This is a genomic window from Bradyrhizobium sp. CAR08, from assembly GCF_052871955.1.
Window position 1 is genome coordinate 26,405 of the sequence record NZ_JBIXJX010000003.1, and the last position, 20,142, is coordinate 46,546.

19 protein-coding genes and 2 tRNA genes are annotated in these 20,142 nt (G+C 63.3%); 6 read left to right on the top strand and 15 right to left on the bottom strand.

Annotation, left to right across the window (positions count from 1 at the left end; genetic code table 11):
- Positions 1 to 17: 17 nt before the first annotated feature.
- Both ACIPUD_RS07560 and ppa read left to right on the top strand, forming a co-directional pair.
- Complete coding sequence (locus ACIPUD_RS07560; RefSeq protein ID WP_007598725.1) at positions 18 to 527, top strand: GNAT family N-acetyltransferase; 510 nt, start codon at positions 18 to 20, stop codon at positions 525 to 527.
- 175 nt (positions 528 to 702) lie between these two features.
- Entirely contained in the window at positions 703 to 1,239 is a 537-nt protein-coding gene (gene ppa, locus ACIPUD_RS07565) for an inorganic diphosphatase (protein WP_007604168.1), read from the top strand.
- Between the two features lie 37 nt (positions 1,240 to 1,276).
- Here the strand turns inward: ppa and folD are convergent, their stop codons facing one another.
- The 3 genes from folD to ACIPUD_RS07580 are packed head-to-tail and all read right to left on the bottom strand — an operon-like array spanning position 1,277 to position 2,827.
- Positions 1,277 to 2,161, bottom strand: a complete 885-nt coding sequence (gene folD, locus ACIPUD_RS07570; RefSeq protein WP_446480334.1) for a bifunctional methylenetetrahydrofolate dehydrogenase/methenyltetrahydrofolate cyclohydrolase FolD — start codon at positions 2,159 to 2,161, stop codon at positions 1,277 to 1,279.
- Positions 2,162 to 2,171: 10 nt separating this feature from the next.
- Positions 2,172 to 2,516 carry a DUF167 domain-containing protein gene (locus ACIPUD_RS07575; RefSeq protein WP_018459744.1) on the bottom strand — a complete coding sequence of 115 codons (345 nt, stop codon included), beginning with the start codon at positions 2,514 to 2,516 and terminating at the stop codon, positions 2,172 to 2,174.
- A gap of 20 nt (positions 2,517 to 2,536) precedes the next feature.
- Positions 2,537 to 2,827, bottom strand: a complete 291-nt coding sequence (locus ACIPUD_RS07580; protein ID WP_007598721.1) for a YggT family protein — start codon at positions 2,825 to 2,827, stop codon at positions 2,537 to 2,539.
- A gap of 204 nt (positions 2,828 to 3,031) precedes the next feature.
- Between ACIPUD_RS07580 and ACIPUD_RS07585 the strand changes: the two genes are divergently transcribed.
- Positions 3,032 to 3,107, top strand: a tRNA-Ala gene (locus tag ACIPUD_RS07585).
- A gap of 108 nt (positions 3,108 to 3,215) precedes the next feature.
- On the opposite strand, the gene ACIPUD_RS07590 is transcribed toward ACIPUD_RS07585, so the two are convergent.
- The 7 genes from ACIPUD_RS07590 to ACIPUD_RS07620 form a co-directional block, all read right to left on the bottom strand.
- Positions 3,216 to 4,028: an enoyl-CoA hydratase gene (locus ACIPUD_RS07590; protein ID WP_085359633.1), complete on the bottom strand. Its 813-nt coding sequence runs from the start codon at positions 4,026 to 4,028 to the stop codon at positions 3,216 to 3,218.
- A 109-nt stretch (positions 4,029 to 4,137) separates the two neighbouring features.
- Positions 4,138 to 4,932: a glutamine amidotransferase gene (locus ACIPUD_RS07595; protein WP_026233871.1), complete on the bottom strand. Its 795-nt coding sequence runs from the start codon at positions 4,930 to 4,932 to the stop codon at positions 4,138 to 4,140.
- A gap of 127 nt (positions 4,933 to 5,059) precedes the next feature.
- Positions 5,060 to 5,839, bottom strand: a complete 780-nt coding sequence (locus tag ACIPUD_RS07600; protein WP_026233870.1) for an SDR family NAD(P)-dependent oxidoreductase — start codon at positions 5,837 to 5,839, stop codon at positions 5,060 to 5,062.
- A 231-nt stretch (positions 5,840 to 6,070) separates the two neighbouring features.
- The gene (locus ACIPUD_RS07605; RefSeq protein WP_446480335.1) at positions 6,071 to 6,559 is read right to left on the bottom strand and encodes a tellurite resistance TerB family protein; all 489 of its coding nucleotides are present in this window, start codon (positions 6,557 to 6,559) and stop codon (positions 6,071 to 6,073) included.
- A gap of 287 nt (positions 6,560 to 6,846) precedes the next feature.
- Positions 6,847 to 8,256 carry an adenylate/guanylate cyclase domain-containing protein gene (locus ACIPUD_RS07610; protein ID WP_204512894.1) on the bottom strand — a complete coding sequence of 470 codons (1,410 nt, stop codon included), beginning with the start codon at positions 8,254 to 8,256 and terminating at the stop codon, positions 6,847 to 6,849.
- Between the two features lie 50 nt (positions 8,257 to 8,306).
- Positions 8,307 to 9,674: a cytochrome P450 gene (locus ACIPUD_RS07615; protein WP_018459738.1), complete on the bottom strand. Its 1,368-nt coding sequence runs from the start codon at positions 9,672 to 9,674 to the stop codon at positions 8,307 to 8,309.
- A gap of 34 nt (positions 9,675 to 9,708) precedes the next feature.
- Entirely contained in the window at positions 9,709 to 11,076 is a 1,368-nt protein-coding gene (locus ACIPUD_RS07620) for a hydrolase (RefSeq protein WP_446480336.1), read from the bottom strand.
- 150 nt (positions 11,077 to 11,226) lie between these two features.
- Between ACIPUD_RS07620 and ACIPUD_RS07625 the strand changes: the two genes are divergently transcribed.
- On the top strand, positions 11,227 to 12,915 hold the full coding sequence (locus tag ACIPUD_RS07625; protein WP_018459736.1) for an MFS transporter: 1,689 nt from the start codon (positions 11,227 to 11,229) through the stop codon (positions 12,913 to 12,915).
- A gap of 24 nt (positions 12,916 to 12,939) precedes the next feature.
- Here ACIPUD_RS07625 and ACIPUD_RS07630 read toward each other — a convergent pair whose 3' ends face one another.
- Together ACIPUD_RS07630 and ACIPUD_RS07635 are read right to left on the bottom strand one after the other, a co-directional pair.
- On the bottom strand, positions 12,940 to 13,152 hold the full coding sequence (locus ACIPUD_RS07630) for a hypothetical protein (protein ID WP_018459735.1): 213 nt from the start codon (positions 13,150 to 13,152) through the stop codon (positions 12,940 to 12,942).
- A gap of 180 nt (positions 13,153 to 13,332) precedes the next feature.
- Positions 13,333 to 13,644, bottom strand: coding sequence for a hypothetical protein (locus ACIPUD_RS07635; RefSeq protein ID WP_018459734.1), 312 nt, complete (start codon positions 13,642 to 13,644; stop codon positions 13,333 to 13,335).
- Positions 13,645 to 13,899: 255 nt separating this feature from the next.
- Between ACIPUD_RS07635 and ACIPUD_RS07640 the strand changes: the two genes are divergently transcribed.
- The gene (locus tag ACIPUD_RS07640) at positions 13,900 to 14,946 is read left to right on the top strand and encodes a polysaccharide deacetylase family protein (protein WP_446480337.1); all 1,047 of its coding nucleotides are present in this window, start codon (positions 13,900 to 13,902) and stop codon (positions 14,944 to 14,946) included.
- 75 nt (positions 14,947 to 15,021) lie between these two features.
- On the opposite strand, the gene ACIPUD_RS07645 is transcribed toward ACIPUD_RS07640, so the two are convergent.
- Positions 15,022 to 15,405 carry a hypothetical protein gene (locus ACIPUD_RS07645; RefSeq protein WP_085348532.1) on the bottom strand — a complete coding sequence of 128 codons (384 nt, stop codon included), beginning with the start codon at positions 15,403 to 15,405 and terminating at the stop codon, positions 15,022 to 15,024.
- Between the two features lie 523 nt (positions 15,406 to 15,928).
- Here ACIPUD_RS07645 and ACIPUD_RS07650 point away from each other — a divergent pair.
- Positions 15,929 to 17,947, top strand: a complete 2,019-nt coding sequence (locus tag ACIPUD_RS07650; protein WP_157643122.1) for a hypothetical protein — start codon at positions 15,929 to 15,931, stop codon at positions 17,945 to 17,947.
- Between the two features lie 194 nt (positions 17,948 to 18,141).
- On the opposite strand, the gene ACIPUD_RS07655 is transcribed toward ACIPUD_RS07650, so the two are convergent.
- A tRNA-Thr gene (locus tag ACIPUD_RS07655) sits at positions 18,142 to 18,217 on the bottom strand.
- A gap of 100 nt (positions 18,218 to 18,317) precedes the next feature.
- On the bottom strand, positions 18,318 to 20,117 hold the full coding sequence (locus tag ACIPUD_RS07660; protein WP_446480338.1) for a heme biosynthesis HemY N-terminal domain-containing protein: 1,800 nt from the start codon (positions 20,115 to 20,117) through the stop codon (positions 18,318 to 18,320).
- Between the last annotated feature and the right edge of the window lie 25 nt (positions 20,118 to 20,142).

Sequence of the window (20,142 nt, forward strand, 5' to 3'; positions counted from 1 at the left end):
TTGGTTTGATCACGTCCATGAGCACAACCCTGATCGAGGTCCGGCCGGCCAAAGCCGCAGATGCAACTGCGGTGGCGTCCACCCATGACGAAGCCTGGCGCTCCGCCTATCAGGGCATCATTCCCGGCGCCGAACTGGAGAAGTTGATCAACCGCCGCGGTCCGCAATGGTGGGACAGCGCGATCCGCAAGGGCAGCCGCGTCAGCGTGCTGGTGTTCGGCGACAAGATCGCAGGCTACGCCAATTACGGCCGCAACCGCGCCCGCAGCCTGCATTTCGACGGTGAGGTCTACGAGCTCTATCTGCGTCCCGAATTCCAGGGCCTGGGCTTTGGTCGCCGCCTGTTCACCGCGGCCCGCCGCGACCTGATGCAGAGCGGCCTGAAGAGCATGGTGGTGTGGGCGCTCTCGGACAACGATCCGGCCACCGAGTTCTACCGCGCCTTGGGCGGCCGCATGGTGGCGCGGTCCTCGGAGCGTTTCGGGCCGAAGTCGCTCGACAAGGTTGCCTTCGCTTGGACCAATTGAGCTGCTGAAGTCCCGCCGGCAGCGTTTTCCTTCCGTCGATACCGCTGCCTTGAGCCGGTGATCGCCGGATTCATTATTTCACAAAAACGCGATGGATCAGCGGGCCAAGCCCGCGTATGACAGCGCCAAAATCGCTGCCGGGTGCGATTTAACCTCGGCAACAACGGAGCCTTGAATGCGTATCGATGCGGTCTCGATCGGGAAAAACGTCCCTCACGACGTCAACGTCATCATCGAAGTCCCCGTGGGCGGCGAACCGATCAAGTACGAGATGGACAAGGAAGCCGGCACGCTGGTGGTTGACCGCTTCCTCTACACGCCGATGCGTTACCCCGGGAACTACGGCTTCATTCCGCACACGCTGTCCGACGACGGCGATCCCTGCGACGTCCTCATCATCAACACCCGCGCCATCATTCCCGGCGCGGTCATGAGCGTGCGCCCGGTCGGCGTGCTGTTCATGGAAGACGAAGCCGGCGGCGACGAGAAGATTCTTGCGGTGCCGTCGTCGAAGCTGACGCAGCGCTATGACAAGGTGAAGTCGTATTCCGACCTGCCGGACATCACGCTCCAGCAGATCCAGCACTTCTTCGAGCACTACAAGGATCTCGAACCCGGCAAGTGGGTGAAGATCCTGCGCTGGGGCGGCCCCGAAGATGCGCACAAGCTGATCCTCGAAGGCATCGATCGCGAGAAAAAGAAGAAGGCCTGAGCTCTGCTCCCTCGCCCCGCTTGCGGGGCGAGGTGAACTACACCGCCGGCTTCGGCAGCCCTGCAATCGCGCAGGCCGCGCGCAACGTGTTCACGAGCAGGCAGGCGACTGTCATCTGACCGACGCCGCCCGGTACCGGCGTGATGGCGCCAGCCACGGCGAGCGCTTCCTGATAGGCAACATCGCCGACGAGACGCGTCTTGCCGTCGTCCCTCGGAATCCGGTTGATGCCGACGTCGATCACGGTCGCCCCCGGCTTCAGCCAGTCGCCGCGCACCATCTCGGACTTTCCGACGGCGGCATAGACGAGGTCTGCGCGCCTCACGAGCCCGGGCAGGTCACGCGAGCGCGAATGCGCGATGGTCACCGTGGCGTTCTCGTTCAGCAACAGCTGCACCAGCGGTCGGCCGACGAGGTTGGAGCGGCCGATGACGATGGCGTTCATGCCTTCAAGCGAAGCATGCACGCTCTTGGTCAAAATGATGCAGCCGAGCGGCGTGCAGGGCGACAGCGCCTCGAAACCGCCGGCGAGGCGGCCGGCATTGTTCGGATGCAGCCCGTCGACATCCTTGCCGGGGTCGATGGCATTGACGACCGCCGCGGTATTGAGGCCCTTGGGCAGCGGTAGTTGCACCAGAATACCGTGCACGGCGGGATCGCGGTTGAGTTTTGCGACCAGCGCCAGGAGATCTGCTTGCGAGACGTCGGCCGGCAGCTTGTGCTCGAACGAGGCCATGCCGGCGGCCTGGGTCTGGGTGTGTTTCGACCGGACATAGACCTCGCTCGCCGGGTCGCTTCCGACCAGGACCACCGCAAGGCCCGGAACCAGATTGTGCTCGCGCTTGACGCGTGCGACCTCGTCGGCGACGCGGGCGCGAAGTTCTGCGGCGATGACTTTTCCGTCGATGATCTTGGCGGTCATGTCAGTTCCCTCAGTCTGTCGATTTGGCTGATGCGAGCTGGCGCAGGGCTTCGCCGAGCCGCGCCGGATCGCCGTCGACCGCGATCTGCTTCAGCCGCGAGGTCGCTCCCGACAGGAGTTTGACGCTGGCCTTGGGCACGCCCAGCGATTTCGCCAGCAGCACCAGAACGGCCTTGTTGGCCTCGCCGCCATCTGCGATAGCGCGCACCCGCACCTTGAGCACGCTGCGGCCATCGGAGAGCTGCTCGATCCCGTCGATGTCGTCGCGGACGCCGCGCGGCGTCACCCGCAGCGCGATGCTGATACCTGCGGCCCCGTAACGCCAAGGTTCCTTGATGACAAGGTTCTTTGGCAACCCAGGGCGCTCCAGCTTGCTTAGATCACGTTCGGGTAGATGTAATACAGGATCACCCGCTCGATGAACATGATGAGCAGGATCAGGATGATCGGCGAGATGTCGAGGCCGCCGAGGCTGGGCAGGAAATTGCGAATCGGAGCCAGGACCGGCTCGGTGATTCGGTACAGGAACTCCGCCACCGCCGAAACGAACTGGTTGCGGGTGTTCACGACGTTGAAGGCGATCAGCCAGGACAGGATCGCGGACGCGATCAGCAGCCAGACGTAGAGGTCGAGCACGATGATGACGATGTCGAGAACGGCACGCATGGCTTTTGAAGACTCTGACTTTTGAAAATTCTGGCTGCGGTCGGGATTGACGCCTGCTGCTAGATATCGGTTCCCCCCGGTCCAAACAAGGGAAGTCGGTGCCGGGATGGCTAAAACCGGGTTACACCCGTCCTTGACTTGACCTTGGCGGGGACTTAAATGGCGCCCGGTTGTCGGCCGCATTGACCAGAGCGGCCTACAAAAGGGGCCATAGCTCAGCTGGGAGAGCGCGTCGTTCGCAATGACGAGGTCGGCGGTTCGATCCCGCCTGGCTCCACCACGCTTCGCCCTTCGGGCTACGCGTGGCGCAGCCGCGCGGAGCTCGAGGGGCGAAGCGTAGTGTCCGGCGTAGCCCGCAGGGCGAAGACGGACTGCCCCTTAAGCTTCCCTACTTCCCCGTAAACCTTGGCGGCCGCTTCTCCATGAAGCTCGCGACTCCCTCCCGGAAATCGCTGCCGTTCAGCGCCACCATCATGTCCCGATTGGCTTCGATCGTCGCCTCCGCCAGCGTCTGGAACGGCACCTCGTAGAGCTGCCGCTTGATCACGGCCATCGCGCTCGGCGAGACGAAATCGGCGAGGTCGCGCGCATAGGCATAGGTCTCCTCGCGCAGCTTCTCGGGCGAGCAGAGCCGATTCACCAGCCCCATCCGCAGCGCCTCGTCACTCGAAACGCGGCGCGCCGAGAGCAACAGATCCATCGCGTTGGCGTGGCCGACGATTCGCGGCAGCATCCAGCTGATGCCGTGCTCGGCGATCAGACCACGCCGGGCGAAGGCGGTGGTGAACACGGTGTTGTCGGCGGCAAAGCGCAGGTCGCAATAGAGCGCGTGGACGAGGCCGATGCCGGCGGTCGCTCCATTGAGCATGGCGATGACAGGCTTTCCGATCGACGGGTAGAAGCCATAGCGCGTCTGCCAGTCCGGCCGCCGGTTCATGTCGAAGGGCGGCAGGTTCGACGCACGCCTGACATCATCGGGGTCGAGCCCCTTCAATGCGTCCATGTCGGCACCGGCGCAGAAGGCGCGGCCCGCGCCGGTGATCACGATGACGCGGACATTGTCATCGGCGCTCGATGCTTCCATCGCATGGCGCACGTCGCGCTCCATGATCGGCGTCCACGCATTCATGCGATCGGGACGGTTGAGCGTGATGGTCGCGACCTTGTCGCTGACCTCATAGAGAATGTGTTCGTAAGCCATGGTGCTCTCCCTTTGTCTGCCGGCGCAGTTTCGCGCGCGCTCGTTGACATGAGCCTAGCATATCAAGGGATGAGACAAGGGCTTGTGCCAACGGCCTGGGAGGGCGCGATCACTCGGCGGCTTGCGCCAGCAACGGCCGACGCGCCAGCCAGCCGTCGATGAATTGATCAAGCCAGGCGCGTTCCGCGGCATCGTAGACGGCACGGTCCGCGAAATGATGATGCCGCTGCCGCGCGCCGGGCGCGCTGAGACCGTCATAGCCGCGCGTGGTCCAGCAATGCATCATGGCGTAGGTCACGTCAGGATGAAACTGCACGCCGAAAGCGTTGCCGGTGCGGAACGCCTGCACCGGAAAATCATCGCCTTCGGCAAGCAGTTCAGCGCCAACCGGCAGCTCGAAGCCTTCGCGATGCCAGTGATAGACCCGTGCCGGCCAATTCGGGCAGAGCCCGTGTCCCGCGGGTGTCGGGCGGATCGGGTAGTAGCCGATCTGGGTCAGCGCATCGGCATGCGGCGCGACGCGGGCCCCTAACTGCTTCGCGAGCATCTGCGCGCCGAGGCAGATGCCGAGGAACGGCCGCTGTTCGCGGAGCGGAATTTCGATCCAGTCGATCTCGCGGCGGATGTAGTCGTCGGGATCATTGGCGCTCATGGGACCGCCGAAGACCACAGCGCCGGCATGCTGGTCGAGGGTCTCAGGCAGCGGATCGCCGAGGCGGGGACGGCGGATGTCGAGGCGGTGGCCAAGGGCGCGCAGCGCATTGCCGACGCGGCCGGGCGTCGAGGATTCCTGATGCAGGATGATCAGAACCGGCAACCGGGTTTCGAAGGCGGCGACATCAGGCGTCCTTCTGGGGAAGGGCACCACATCTGCGCCACCAAATCTGTCCGTCCGGAACGACATGGTCTCTGCGACTGCTATCGGTTCTGACCGCCAGCATAACTAAGCGATCGTTAATTTCGTGTGAGTTTGCGCACACACACTCCCGATAGAAAGCAAGCTCCGGGCCACGACCGACCGAGAGCTCCCTCTAGCGTCTTTGTCTCTGAAACCGGCTGGTGGCGGACAGGATGAAGCCGCGCGGGAAGAAGCGCAGCGCGAATGGCACAATCTTGATGCCCAGACCGGGGAGCACGGCCCGCTTGTTGGCCATCAGGCCGCGATAGGCCTGTCGTGCGACCTCAGCGGCAGGAACATTGAGAAGGGCCGTATCATGTCCGGACCCAACGCCGGCGCGCGCCTGGAATTCGGTGGGCACCGGGCCCGGGCAAAGTACGGTGACGCGAACGCCGTGCGGTGCAAGCTCCGCCCGCAAGGCCTCGGTGAAGGAAATGACATAGGCCTTGGACGCGTAATAGACCGCCATGCCGGGGCCGGGCAGATAGCCGGCGACCGATCCGACGTTGAGGAGGCCACCCTTGTTCCTGATCAGCTGATCGGCAAAGCGCAGCGACAGATCCGTCAGAGCCCGGACATTGACATCGACTATGCCGACCTGCTCGACGCGGTCGCGCTCAATTGCGTCGCCGAACACGCCGAAGCCGGCATTGTTGACGAGATGATCGAGCTCGACGCCTTCGGCAGCGAGTGCGGCGGCGATCTTCTCGCCGGCATCCGCATCCTCAAGATCGCAGGCGATCACGATCGGCTTTTTGCCACCCTTGGCAGCGAGCTCGTTTGCGAGCGCCTCGAGCCGGTCCGCGCGTCGCGCCGTCAGCGCAAGACGGTGTCCGTTCGCGGCGAACACACGCGCTAGCTCCGTGCCGATGCCCGCCGAGGCACCGGTGATCAACGTTACCCGCTCAGTCACGATCAAGATCTCTTGAATTGAAGTTTTTTTGGCGCCGCAATGCTGGAACGAGAGCATAGGCCGTGCGCGACAGGCAAGCGGCGTCCACCGCATAGCCACCTGAGCGGGAAACGGGGGAAGCAGGAAAACCCCGTTTTTACAGGGGAAAACCGGAACCCGGGCAGCCCCGAGGCTACATTAAAGTTTCGTCATGTGGTCCGCACAACCGCCAATTGGCGGTATTGGCAATGATCACCCACCGACCGCGCTGTTCTTGACCTGACCACCGGCACGATCTGCGACCGCGTGCTTCAGGTCGATCCGGTCGCGTTGCGAAATCCCGAGCAGGTCGGAGGCACGCCAAACCACATTATCCTCGAACTCGGTAACCTGGCCATCGGCATAGACCAGCTCCCACATCATCTGGACGACCCGCTTGCGGCCCTCTTCGTCGAGCGAGCGCATCATGATGCTGGTGAAGTGATAGAGGTCGACCGCCTCGCCCTCGACCTCCGTCGCATCCGCGATCAGACGATCCGCGGTGCCGCGATCGAGCCCAAAGTGGGTTTCGATCAGGCTGTGCAATTTGCGCTGCTCGGCAGCCGTCGGCTGGCCGTCCAGCGAGATCACGTGAACCAGCAGCGCGGTCGCCGCCAGCCGGTAATCACTGTCACCGAAAGCACGGTCCTGGGCATGGGGAGCAACAATGTCGGCGATGAATTGGCGCAGGCCGTCGAGCATAAGATCCTACCGAAATCGATGAAGCCGCGGAGCGCGACCGCTACCAGCATTATATGAGTAGGAAATTCAACCGGCGCAACGTGCGTCAGTTCCGCGCGTCGCATTACGTTTCGGCAATCTGAGTCTGTGATTTTGGAGTAGGGCAAGGCAAGTGCGCACATGTGGTCCCGGCGAAGGCCGGGACCCATAACCACAGGCTGCGGTTTGGCGAAGGCTTTGGCAACGACCATCCAGCCTGTTTCGGAAATCACGCGGTATGGTCCCGGCCTTCGCCGGGACGACACCAGTCACGGTATCTCGTACACCACCATCTTGTCGGCGATGCCGCGCAGTGCGGCCTGCTTCTGGATCGGCCTGATTTCGCGCTGCTTGAGGACTTCGGCAACCGCCGGCGCATCCAGCACCGGGCCGGTGATGTGAATCTCCTGCGCGGTCGAGAGGCTCTGCACGCGGGCGGCGATGTTGACGGTCTGGCCGAAATAATCCTGCCGCTCGTTCAGCATCACCGCGAGGCACGGACCTTCGTGGATGCCGATCTTGACGATGAGATCGGCAGTACCGCGCTTTTTGTTGAGCTCGTCCATCGCCGCGCGCATCCGCAAACCCGCTGCGATCGCATGCTCGGGACGGACGAAGGTCGCCATCACGGCGTCGCCGATGGTCTTCACCACCGCGCCTTTCTCGGAGGAGATGATCTCGAGCAGCGCATGGAAATGCGCGCGCACGAGGTCGAAGGCGGCAAGATCGCCGACGCGCTCATAGAGCGCGGTCGATCCCTTCAGATCGGTGAACAGGAAGGTCAGCGAGGTGATCTGGAGCCGCTGGTCGAGACTGAGATTGTCCGCCTTGAACACATCACGAAACGTCTGGTTCGACAGCATCCGCTTGGCGGTCAGGAACGGCTTGCGCTTGCCGATGAGGTGATGGAGCGCCTCGGCCGCGATGAACACCGACGGCAGCACGCGTACGCCGGCCTGGTTCTCCAGCGACAGCCGCAGCGGGCCCGGCCGCATGGTCGTGGTTCCCGTCGGCGCCTGCACCCTGTTGTACATGATGGCGAGCTGCTGACGGTCCTTGGTGGGCTCGCCCTGCACGTCGATGAAATGCGCCGCGTGCGTCACCGGTTCGAAGATGATGATGAAATCGTCCGGCAGTTGCAGCGACATGGTCGCCTTCTCGCCGGCCGGGAGCTCCATCGTGTCCAGCGTCACCTCGTTGGCGAGCGTCGCAAACGATTCCTTGTTGAAGTCGACGCCGGAACTCCAGAACACCTGCTTGAAGTACTCCCACACCGGAAGCGTATCGGGATCATGCGCCGCAATGCGCCGGACACGTGAATTGACGGTGAAGGAGACTTCGACCTGATCATCGACGGAGGCCTTGTAGCCGCAGGCGCACAGCGCACAATGATAATCGTCTGGCTTGAGCGCCTTCAGGGTCGAGTGCGCACCCAACACGCCGCCGCAGCCCGGGCACAGCACATTCCAGCCCAGATCGAACAGGCCGAGCCGCGCCGAATGCAGGAATGCCGAGATCGCGTGCTCTTCATCGAGACCGTGCTGCTTCGCGAAATCGAGGACATTGACGCGGTTGAGCTCGTGATCTTCGCCGTCCTCGATGAGGCGCGCGATCGCGTCGACCACTTTCGCATCGGCGGTCTGCTTCAGAACGGAAAACTGGGCCTGGATATCGCTCATGGCGCAACTCTATCTGGAGTGGATCACGCCGTCGGCCAGGCGAACGCCTGTCACCGACGCGTGATGCGGAACAGCGGCGACCGGTCCGGCTGGGTCGTGACGACGCCGAGCGGAATGACAGGGCTGGTATCGGCAAGCTCGACACGGAACGCACCGATCAGCCGGGCCAGCGCCAGCACGGATTCGGCTTGCGCGAAGGGGGCGCCGACGCAGACGCGCGGACCCGCGCCAAAGGGCAGATACGCGAATCGATCGGGCGCTTCCGTGGACATGAAGCGTTTTGGAATGAACGCGTTCGGCTGATCCCACAGCTTCTCGTGCCGGTGCAGCAGCCACGGTGCGATCATGATGATGTCGCCCTTGCCGATGGCGACGCCGGCCGCGTTGTCCTTCTCGCGCGCGGCCCGGGCGATCAGGAAGGCCGGCGGATAAAGCCGCATGGTCTCCTCGATCACGGCGCGGGTGAACTTCTGCCGATCGATGTCGGCCATGCTGTCGAGGTGCTCGCCGCGGGTCTCGGAGGCGATCTCCTCCTGCGTATCGGGATCGAGCGCGAGCAGATAGAGCGCCCAGAACAGCGCGGTCGCCGTGGTCTCGTGACCCGCGAGGATCATAGTCGCGACTTCGTCGACCAGTTGTTCGTCCGAAAAGCCCTTGCCGGTTTCAGGGTCACGCGCCTCGTCCATGAGATCGAAAAGATCGCGCGGCGGCGCGCCGTCTTTCTTGCCCATCTCACGCCGCTCGGCGATCAGCATCGCGACGAATTCGGTCCAGCGCTTGCGGAAACGGGCGCGGGCAAAATCCATCGGACTCGGCCAGGACAGCGGCAGCACCATGTCGAGCAAGTACGGCCGTCCGAGCCGGGCTCCATACTCCATGACGAAGTTGCGCAAGGTCAGACCATGCCGGTCCATGCCGAACGAGAACATGGTGCGGCCGGCGATCTCCAGCGTCATGCGCTGCATGATCTCGCGCAGATCGACCGGCTCGCTCGTTCGCCCGTCGAGCTTTGCGATGGTCTCGTCGAGCACCGCCGTCATGTGCGGAACGAGATTTGCTGTCGCACGCGGCGTGAACGCCGGCGCGAGGGTGCGGCGCTGAAACGTCCACGAATGGCCCTCCGCAATCAGAAGACCGTCGCCGAGCACGGGACGAAGCATGCGGATGCCCGCCGGAGTACGCGAATAATTCTCGTAATTGCTGAGCAGGACATGCCGGATCGCATCCGGCCGGTTCAGGATGAAGCTGTTGCGGAAGAAGAAGCGGCCTTCAATGACGTCTTCCTCATAGGCGCGCTGCCCCCAGGTCGCGATCATATTCCGCTTGATCACGGCAAGCCGGCCGAGGAACGACATGTCGTCGGGCGCTCGCGGCGGCGTCGGAGGGACGATGGGCCGACGCACGCTGGCGATGTTCATGGCTCTCTCCCGGAGGGGTGGCGCAGGCAGTTAGCTAGTAAGTCAGCTCGGCAATCGCAATCCTGTTCTCGGAGGCAGGCCAGGCGCGTGCCACAATTCGTTCTTCGTTGAATTCGGCCACGATGTTACGCCCGACCTCGCCGGCCGGAAGGCGCAGTGTTGCTGTCGAATCCGTGGGCACACCCGATTTGACGTCCGCCGGCTCCTTGCCGTCGAGCAGCACCACGTCCCGCGGCAGGCCGAAATAGCCGCGCGGACGCGACATGATCACGACGGCCCCGGCGTCCTTGTCCGCGGGACCGAGCGGGCGCGCGGCGCGCAGGTGAACGACGTCGGACGAGCGCGGGAAGGGCGAGCGGTAGATGTGCGTCGTCGGCGCATCCGGCGCTGCGAGGGCGAATTCGAGCGACCAGGAAGGTTCGACCTGCGCCGGTCCCCAGCGGCCGTCGGCACCGGTCTTCGCGCTGTGCACGGCGCTGCCCTTGCGCTCACCGGTTTCAGGATCAACCCGAAAGATATCGACGGTTGCACCGGCCACCGGCCGATTGGTCGGCGCACCGCCCGGTGTGCCCGTCACGAGGCCGCTCAGCCTGACGCTCTGCTCCGGCACAATCGCGATTCGCGCGGGCTCGCGGCCGGCAATGAACTTATAGATCTCGCGGAAGGCTCGGGGGTGAAACGCCACCTCGCGATGATCGAGTGCGCCCAGCACGAGGTTGGTGGCCCCCTTCAACTCCGGACCTTCGACGCTGACGCCGGTCGGCGTGCCGGGCTTGCCGATGAAGCGGCCATCGGCCTGCGCGTATTTGTCCATGCCGTCGCTGCGCAAGGTCAGGAAGGCAACACCCGGCGTCACCTCACTCTCGCCCTCGTTCAGGCCGCGCAGGAACGCGCCGCGGCCGTTGAACTCGCTGTTGGGCTGGTCGTCAGTCGCGAACACGCCGTGATTGGGCGTGCCGCACAGCACGGCGTGGCTGACATCGCCGGCGCCGCCGTTCTTGATGACGTTGCGGATGGCATAGCCGCCGCGCGAGCTGCCGACCAGCGCCACGCGGGCGGCGCCGGTGCTGCGCTTCAATTCGGCTATGGCGGCGGCGAGCTCGCGGCGCTGGTCCTCGGTCGAGGAGCGGCCCGCCTGCTCGACCTTGTCGTCACTTCGCGCATTGGGATCGTTGAAATTGATCGCATGCATGCGATCGCGCGCAATGCCGTTGGATTCCATCCGCCACAAGGTCGTCATCCAGAGCGCGTCGTAGTCGCCATTGCCGTGGACGAACAGGATTGGCGGCACGTCGCTCGGCGCAGTGGGTGCGGATTGAGCCAATGCGCCCGTGCGCAAGCTCGCAATTGCGAAGGGCAAGCTGCCGGCACCTTGCAAGATCATCCGTCGTGACAGCTTCATCTGTTCCTCCCCGGCAAAAGCATCTCTGTGCACCGCTTATACCGGCCTAACCACTGGACAGCGAAGGACTTTCGCGGGCATCACTGAACTTGCCGAAATCGCCCAAAGACCACGCCGACGCCACTTCTGCCAGCCCATTTGGAAGGGGATATGACCGAGCAGACGAACCGTCAGAAAATTGACGCCGACGGCATCATGGCGCCGCTACGGTACACCGTGTTCCGGCGCATCTGGCTCGCCAGCCTGCTCTCCAATCTCGGCCTGCTGATCCAGGGCGTGGGCGCCGCCTGGGCGATGACGCAGATGGCGGCCTCGGCGGACAAGGTGGCGCTGGTACAGACCGCCCTGATGCTGCCGATCATGCTGATCTCGATGCCGGCGGGCGCCATCGCCGACATGTATGACCGCCGTATCGTCACCCTGATCGCGCTCATGATCGCGCTGACTGGCGCGACCGCACTCACGGTCCTGGCCTGGCTCAACTTCATTTCCCCGGAAACGCTGCTCGCCTTCTGCTTCGTGGTCGGCAGCGGCAACGCACTGTTCGGTCCGGCCTGGCAGTCCTCGGTCAGCGAGCAGGTGCCGCCCGATGCACTGCCGTCAGCCGTCGCGCTGAACGGCATCAGCTACAACATCGCCCGCAGCTTCGGCCCTGCGGTCGGCGGTGTCATCGTCGCCGCACTCGGTGCTGTCGCGGCGTTCGCGTGTAACGCGATCCTCTATTTGCCGCTGTTGGTGGTGCTGCTGCTCTGGCGGCGCAACACCGAACCCTCGCGCCTGCCGCGGGAGAAGCTCAACCGCGCCATGGTATCGGGCTTCCGCTACATCACCAATTCGCCGCCGATCAAGATCGTGCTGTTGCGCACGCTGGTGATGGGCCTGATTGGCGGTGCCATCATGGCGTTGATGCCGCTGGTCGCACGTGATCTGCTGCATGGCGGCGCGCAAACCTACGGCATCATGCTCGGCGCCTTCGGAATGGGCGCTGTGATCGGCGCGCTCAACATCCACGAATTGCGCAAGCGCATGAGCGGCGAAGCCGCGATCCGCGCCTGCACCATCTCGATGGCGTTTGCGATGGCCGCTCTCGCCGTGAGCACCGAGCCGGTGCTGACCGCGGCTGCGCTGGTGCTCGCCGGCGCGGTCTGGATGGCCGCCATCGCGCTGTTCAATATCGGCGTGCAGCTCTCGGCGCCGCGCTGGGTCGCCGGCCGCTCGCTCGCGGCGTTCCAAGCCTCGATTTCCGGCGGCATCGCGATCGGCGCCTGGGGCTGGGGCCATCTCACCGACTATGCCGGCGTCGAGGTCGCGCTGCTGACGGCCGCCGGCCTGATGCTGATCTCGCCGGTGCTCGGAATCTGGCTCACGATGCCGCGCGTCGGCGCCCGCAACGAAGACGCCGATCTGCTGGCCGATCCGGAAGTCAAATTGTCGCTCACGGCGCGCAGCGGGCCGCTGGTGGTCGAGATCGAATACCGCGTCGCCCAAGAGAACGCCCGCGCCTTTCACAACGTGATGCAGGACGTGCAGCTCTCTCGCCAGCGCAACGGCGCCTATGGCTGGTCGATCGCGCGCGACATCGCCGATCCCGAATTGTGGACCGAGCGCTATCATTGCCCGACCTGGCTCGACTATCTGCGCCAGCGCAACCGCTCGACCCAGTCCGAACGCGCGCTGCATCAGGAGGCGATCGATTTCCACATCGGCCCGGATCCGGTGCGGATCCGCCGCATGCTCGAGCGTCCGTTCGGCTCGGTGCGCTGGAAAGAGGAGACGCCGGACCAGGCAGCAAGTGAGGTGCTGCCCGTGGTCGCCACTGCGGCGGGAAGCAGCACTTAGGTTTTGCGAGTCCGTAGCGACGTCTTACTGCCCGTGATCCGTCAGCACCTTGTCGCAGCCCTTGGTGAGCCGCGTACGGTTCTGCTTGAGGCAGGCGAGCACGGCGCCATCGCCATTGTTCATCACCGGACGGCAGAAGCGCGTGACGTCGCGCGCGCAGGCGTCGTGACCGGGCTGCTGCGCTGACGCAGTCGATGCAAACAGGATCAATGGAATGATGCAAAGAAATCTGGTCATCGCGTAATGCCTCTTACCCGGAAGATGTGCGGGCGAAGCTAGAGCGACGATCCCGAAGCCGCAACGGCTTTATTGGCAGACGGGCTTGCGCCGCCGCGGCGCTCCGGCATCACGCCGGGGCACATCGCGAGGGGAGCTAACCGACGCAACGACGCTATCGTTGCTGTTACTGATCGACTCTTATTGACTGTCCTGGGCGTCAGCGACCTTGCGTGACGCGCCGCCCTTGGCGAGATCCTTGTCCATCACCGCACGGCAACCGGCGCTCAGATCCGAACGATGCTTCATCATGCACGCCGTGATCTTCGGGATGTTCGGGATTTCCGACGAGCACAGGCGGAAAGCGTCGCCGGTGCACTGCTGCTGCGCTTCGGACGAGAAGGCGAAGCTCGAGCCGGTCGAGGCGATCGAGAGGATGGCGGCAAAGCCCAGAGCCAGGCTGACGTCGCGGATCTTGCTACTTAAGGACTTGATGTTCAGCGAGTTGGTCATTTGAAGCTCCCATTGGCACCGCGGAAGCGGGCCCGCCGTTGTTGATGGGATTGACCATGCTCCAGCAAAACAGTTCCGACTGTGATGACGGTCACGGGAGGCTCACCCTCTGTGACCTCGGTCACGCTGGCGCACCTCGCTGAAATTCCTCCATATCCGCTGTCGTGTTGGTGTCACGTTAACTGTTCCTTCGCATTAATGGCTCGTCGAGCGGGAAATTCCGCCGGTTTGGTTGCGTAATTGGAAAGAATGGCGATGCGTAATGCGTTGGGCCTGATGCTGGCCAGTGTAGTTGCGGCGGTCGTGATTGCCGCCGGCGGTTGGTTTTATTATTCCTCGCGCGCCGACCAGGCCGCTCCCAAGACGATTGCCGCCCGTGCCGCCGATCCATTGCCGGCACAGGCGAAGCTCGCCGCCAAGGACGACGTCGCGACCACGGCCGCGATTGCGGCCAAGCCGGCGGCAGCCGCCCCGGCGCCCGCACCCGCGCCGATGCCGGTTCAGCAGAAATCGACCTGCGCCAATCCCAACGCGCTCGGCGTCTCCCGCGTGGTCGAGATCGACACCACCGGCGGTCCGGGCTTCGGCTTCGATCATTTCAAGCAGTTCGACTTCCTCACCGACAAGGAGGTCGTGCTGACGTTCGACGACGGCCCCTGGCCGGTCAACACGCCCGCCGTACTGAAGGCGCTCGCGGACGAATGCGCCAAGGGCCTGTTCTTCTCGGTCGGCAAGCATGCGACCTACCACCCGGAGATCCTGCGCCAGGTGCTGGCCCAGGGCCATACGGTCGGCACGCACACCTGGTCGCACGTCAATCTGAACGGCAAGAAGATGACCGAGCAGATGGCCAAGGACGAGGTCGAAAAGGGCATTAGCGCGGTGAAATACGCGCTCGGCACCAACCCGGCGCCGTTCTTCCGCTTCCCGCAGCTCCAGCACAATCCGGCGATCGTGAGCTATTTCGGCACCCGAAACGTCGCGATGTTCTCGACCGACATCGACTCCTTCGATTTCAGGAAGGGCGCCACGCCGGAGAAGATCATCGAGACCGTGATGACCAGGCTCGACAAGCTCGGCAAGGGCATCATCCTGATGCACGACTTCCAGAAGCACACCGGCGAAGCCATGCCCGCGCTGCTCGCGCGGCTGAAGGCCGGCGGCTACAAGATCGTGCAGATAAAGGCCAAGACGACCCTCCAGTCGCTGCCGGAATATGACGAGGCGCTGCTGAAGGACCTAAAGGTGCCGACCTCGAGCGCGCGTCCGATCGGGAGCGTGGTGCAGACGGTTTCGCAGTAGCGCGCCCGATCAGATTCAAAACTCTCGCGTGATGGCCGGGCTTGTCCCGGCCATATCCTTTTGAGAGCGGGCATCTTACCAGTAGATGCCATGGCGATGCAGCTCGCTGATGATGCGGCCTTCGGTCCAGCTGCGCTTGTGCTTCGGCTTGTCTGCCTTGGCCGTTGTCTTCGCGGCGGGTTGCGTCGTCGTCGCGGGCGCTGAGGCCGTCGTGGTCGTGGGTGTGGCAACCGCCGCGGGCGCATTGAGCGACACCGCCGGCGGGCGATCGAGATATTTCGGAGCCTCGGCGGCAGGCGCTGCTTCGCTCACCTGCGTCGGCGCGGCAGCAAGCGCCGGCGCCGTTTGCTGAACCGAAGCCGGCTCGCTCACCGCGGACAGCGACAGGCTGCGCGGGCCTCCGGCCTGGGCAGAGGCAGAGACCAGCACCATGGCGGTCACCAGAATGATCTTGCGCATATGAAATCTCCCCGTGTTTGGCGTGAGCTGGACACTAGGGGAGCCGATTGCGAGTTTATGTGATCACGATCACTCAGGGTGGCGCTCGATCCCGAACGCGTCCGTTGCGATGGAACGGCAGCTCTCTGTGCGATAGTTGTGGACGCTGCGAACGACAACTATAGTTGGCCGTCCTCGCTGATCTTCGAATTGTCTAATGCATAAGGTCTTTCCACATATGAAGGAAGGCGAGTCTACACCGTCTCGCCCGCAGTCAACTGCCGCTCGGGATGGTCATCGTGCGGAAGCACCCCGCTCTAGTCCGCTAGGGCGAACCTCTGAACCACCCACAAAGCTGAGCGACCCAATTAGCGAGTCGCGATGGCACAAATTCGGCCGCGTCGCCCTTGGGTACCGCCGTCGTGCCCATGCGACGTACATCAAAGCGCTACTGTCTACAGACCTGCGCCTGCAACGAACGATCCAGCAAGTCGCCTCCAAAGGATCAACGCTCCTCGCGACAATTGTGTCCGTGATAATCTCGGTGCTCTTCTACACCATCGCTGACAGCACGGATATCAAAGCAAGTGAGATGCACTTAGCCGCCGCCCAAATAATTGGCGCTGCGCTTGCGCTAGTTTTGTCTCTTTCAATTATTCCTGCGCAACGCGCCGCCGAATTATTTTCTATCTCTGTTTTGCAGCAGTTCGCTAAGGATCGTGCTCTTCTCGGCGTTTTTTTGATTTTGGTGGCGACTACGATGCTCTCGCTCTTGCTGGGGACGCGGTGGTCCGTCCGGCTCGATCCGAAGATGTCCCTGGTGCTGCAATTCCTTCTTCTTGGAATATCATTCGATGCTCTGCGCCGCTTCTACGTTTCAACACTTAACCTGCTTGCACCAGAGTCGGCCATCCGACAAATCGTACGGGTCAGCAGCGCGCAGATTCGCAGGATAGGACGAGCTGCTGAGAAGGTGGTCGCAATTCAAGTCGTTGCTAACGGCGCGCCGAGTAAGATGGATCAGACACTCCACGCACAAACAATTGTGCGCACGCGCTTACCTCAAGGACTCCAACACTCGATTGCGCAACTTGAGGAATTTGCGCACCGTTTCATTGCTCGCCGCGACTCGAATGCGACCATCGAAACCCTCGGCGCGCTTGAAACTATCGCTACCGAATACTCAGACCTACGAAAGAAGAGCATAACGCTTCATGTAGATCCCAAATTTCCATTTGCTGGATACCTAAGCGACGTATCGGACGTATTGAATCCCATCTACGAGAGCATACTGCACATCATAGAGGACGCGATTGCCGCCAAGAACGAGCGAGTTGTGCAACATTCAATCTCGTCAATGGGCCGGATGACATTGCAGGCTATGTCTGTTGTCGCGCCCGGCGCGGCAGAGCAGAGAGTAGCGCCGCTGGCCTATAGTGCTTGCTTTTACCTTCACCGCGCGGCGCGTTTGGTGCTTGCGGCCAACATGCCCGACGCAAAATTGCGTGCTATTTCCAGTTTCGGAGCCGTGCTTCAAAACCGCTCGACTGATGTGGGCTCTACGGAAACAACAATGGAGGCGAACGAGGCGCTCTTTGACATTGCTGTGGATGGATACGGTAAGTCGGATCAGATTTCGGTGTTCCGCTCGTTTGAAGCCATTCTTTTCGCGGTCCGTTTTGAAATCGAGAACGACTTGTTCGAAGTAGGGTCGCTAAAATCGACGTTAGACCAAATTTCCGAACTAATTCCGTCCGAGATATTGGCTGACGCCGCAGGTAAACGCCGTTTACACGTTTTCCCGGCTTACGCACTCGGCTTTGAAGCTAGCATCCCGGCGCTGGTCGAAAGCATCGCGGCAAAGATCAAGGTTGATCCAGAGCGGCCATGGAACGATCCCTTCGCCGATCTATCTGAGGCCGCGGAAGAAGTCCGCGGGCATTACCGACGCCTGTCGAGTATCGATTTTCAAGGCACCCTATTGGCCAAATGGGTGCTGGACTCCCTCGATGCGATTCTGAAAGTGCTCATGCGCCAGATCGCGCATCCACCTTCAGGTGCAGAGGAATTTATCTCGACGGTTGTGGATGACCTAAAGCCACTCATAACTTGGGTGGGAGGATTTTTTCCTGCTGATCGTCCTGCAAAGGGACACCACTTGTCCGACGCGACGGCCAATCTTGCGGTCTTTGGACTCGATGCGCTCGACAAAGGCTGGCCCGACATCGCGCAGACCTGCGCAGAAACAATCGAAAGAATTGCTGATAACGTCGGGGGAAAGATCAGCGCCTATAACTTGGCCGACATACATGTCGATCTAGAAGTTATTGCCCGAGCCGGTGAAAGGACAGCCGGAAAAGCGTTTGCTGCAAACGTTCGATCCATGATCTCTCTGCCCGCAAATCTCGACCAAGATAGTCAAAAGCATCACCTTGAAGCGCGGGCAACACGGTTTGCCCAATTGGACGAAGCTGTATCAAAGGCAGGCCGTCGGCCGTACTCAATGAAAGCCGATCCTGCCGAGCGCCTGCACGCGTTCTTTGAAATTCATCCGCAGCGATAGTGCATGCCCGGCGGTGATAGCGAGGATCGATGCAATGGCGACGGATGATGACCGCAAGCTAATAACCGCCGCGCGAGACGCGCTGCACCTGAAGCAGACGCCTGCAACCTCTCGACACCCGTTCGGCGCGAGGCTGTCACCCATGTCTTAGGTACGTTCCGTTACCCATGTCTTCGGGCCGGACACTGGGGCGCTGGTGCCGCAAGAGGGATTCGAACCCCCGACCCCGTCATTACGAATGACGTGCTCTACCAACTGAGCTATTGCGGCGAACCTTGCCGGGGCCCGCGCGAGGCCGGTCCCGTTACGCGCGCTCCTGATATCGGGCATGGCCCGAATTGGCAAGGTGGCGCCGGCTCCCAAATGCCGCTCACCCGCCCCAGCGAGACCAGAATCCGCGCCAGCCGCCGGCCTGGGCCTTTGCGTGGTCCCTGGGCGTGCCGATTTGTTCCGTAAATTCATCGCTCGGACCCTCGTCATCGATCCCGGGATCATCAGGCGCGCGGACGATCGGGATGACGGCGGGAATAGGCGCTGGTGCCGGCTTGCCGAGATCGGCGCGGGTCCGGAACACCGGCGTCGCCGCCGCGGACGATGATTCGGCGATCTCAGGGGCCGGTTTGACCGGCTCGGCGGGCGTGACGACCGGCTCTTCCTTGGCTGTTTCCTTGACAGTTTCCCCGGCGATTTCCTTTGAGATTTCCTCGTCCGCAAGGGGCGGCGAATTGTCCTGCGGAGCGGGCACCGGATCCGGCGCCATGACAGCCGGTTCCACCGGGCTCTCGCTCGGGGCCGCCGTCACCCGCTTCGGCGGCGGAGCCGCCAGCATCGCTTCCTCGAAGGCCGAGGATTCGATCATGGCGCCTTTGTCGGAAGGAAGACTCGCGACTGGCGTTTGCCACTGGAAGGCGTCAAGACGGCCGGTGACCGGGGAAACCGGACGCCAGCGGTCGCTGACATAACCGTCCGCAGTCCAGGCCGGATCATGGCGGGCGCGCACCGCGCGCAAGGTCCAGGCGCGGGCCCGGCCGCCGTCACCATGCTCGGTCCGCTCGATCTCGGCCATCAGCAACGCCACGCGCTGGGTGGGATCGTTGACGTAAGGCGCCAGCACCGCGCGCGCACGGGCAAACTCGGACGCATCGATCGCGGCGCGCGCGATCGCCAGCTGGCCCTCGATATAGCCAGCCTTGTCGGCAGAAATCTTGGCCGCAAGCGTCTCGACCCGCTGCAGGCGCTGCCGCGCGGAATCGCCGAGCTTCACATGCGCATAGGCATCCGCAAGATCAGGATGCGGATTGGCGAGCCAGGCGGTTTCCACCAGCTTCATGGCGCGGCGCACCTGATGCGCCTCGCTCTCGAATTTTGCAGCGAGCACTGCGGCCGGAACCAGGGTCGGCGCGAGCTTGACCGCCTGCATCACGCTCTCGCGCGCGACGTCGCGGTCCATTGTTTCCAATTCCAGGGCGCGGGCGGCGAGCAGCACGCCGCGCTGGCGGCGATAGGCCTGCTTGTCGATCAGGCCCGCGGACAGATTCGAATCGAGGATCGCGAGCGCGCCGCTCCAGTCGCCGCGCGCGCAGCGGAAGCCGAGCACCGCATGCGAGGCCCAGGTCGAGGACGGCGACAGCTTGATCGCTTCCTCGGCGATCATCACGGCGCCGACCGCATCGTCGGCGCGCTGCGCCTCGATGAACAGGCCGCGCAGGCCGAGCAGGCGCGTGTCCTCGCGCTCGGCCATGGCACGGAAGACGCGCTGGGCCTCGTCGCGATTGCCCTCGAGCTGCGCCGATTGCGCATGCAAGAGAAGCGCGAGCGGATCGTTTGCAGCCAGCCGCCGCGCGGTATCGGCGTGGCGACGGGCAAGCGCGGTGTCGCCATGGCCGATCGCAAGCAGGCCGTGGGTGATGGCGTGGCGGCCGCGAGCATGGCGCTTTTCGTGACGACGGCGGCGCAGACGCCCCGGAGCGCGCCAGGCCATCGTCAGCAGGCTCCAGACCAGCACGACTGCTGCGGCAAAGAGACCAAGCAAGAACACGAAGCGGGGAAGCGTCGTTGTGGCGCGGAAAGCGCCCGCAGTCAGGACGAGGTCGCCGGGCTGATCGGCAACCCAGGCCGCGCCGGCCGCCGCCAGTGCGATCAGAACGAGGAAGAGGACGATGCGAAGCATGACGATCCCTATACGCGCTGATTGT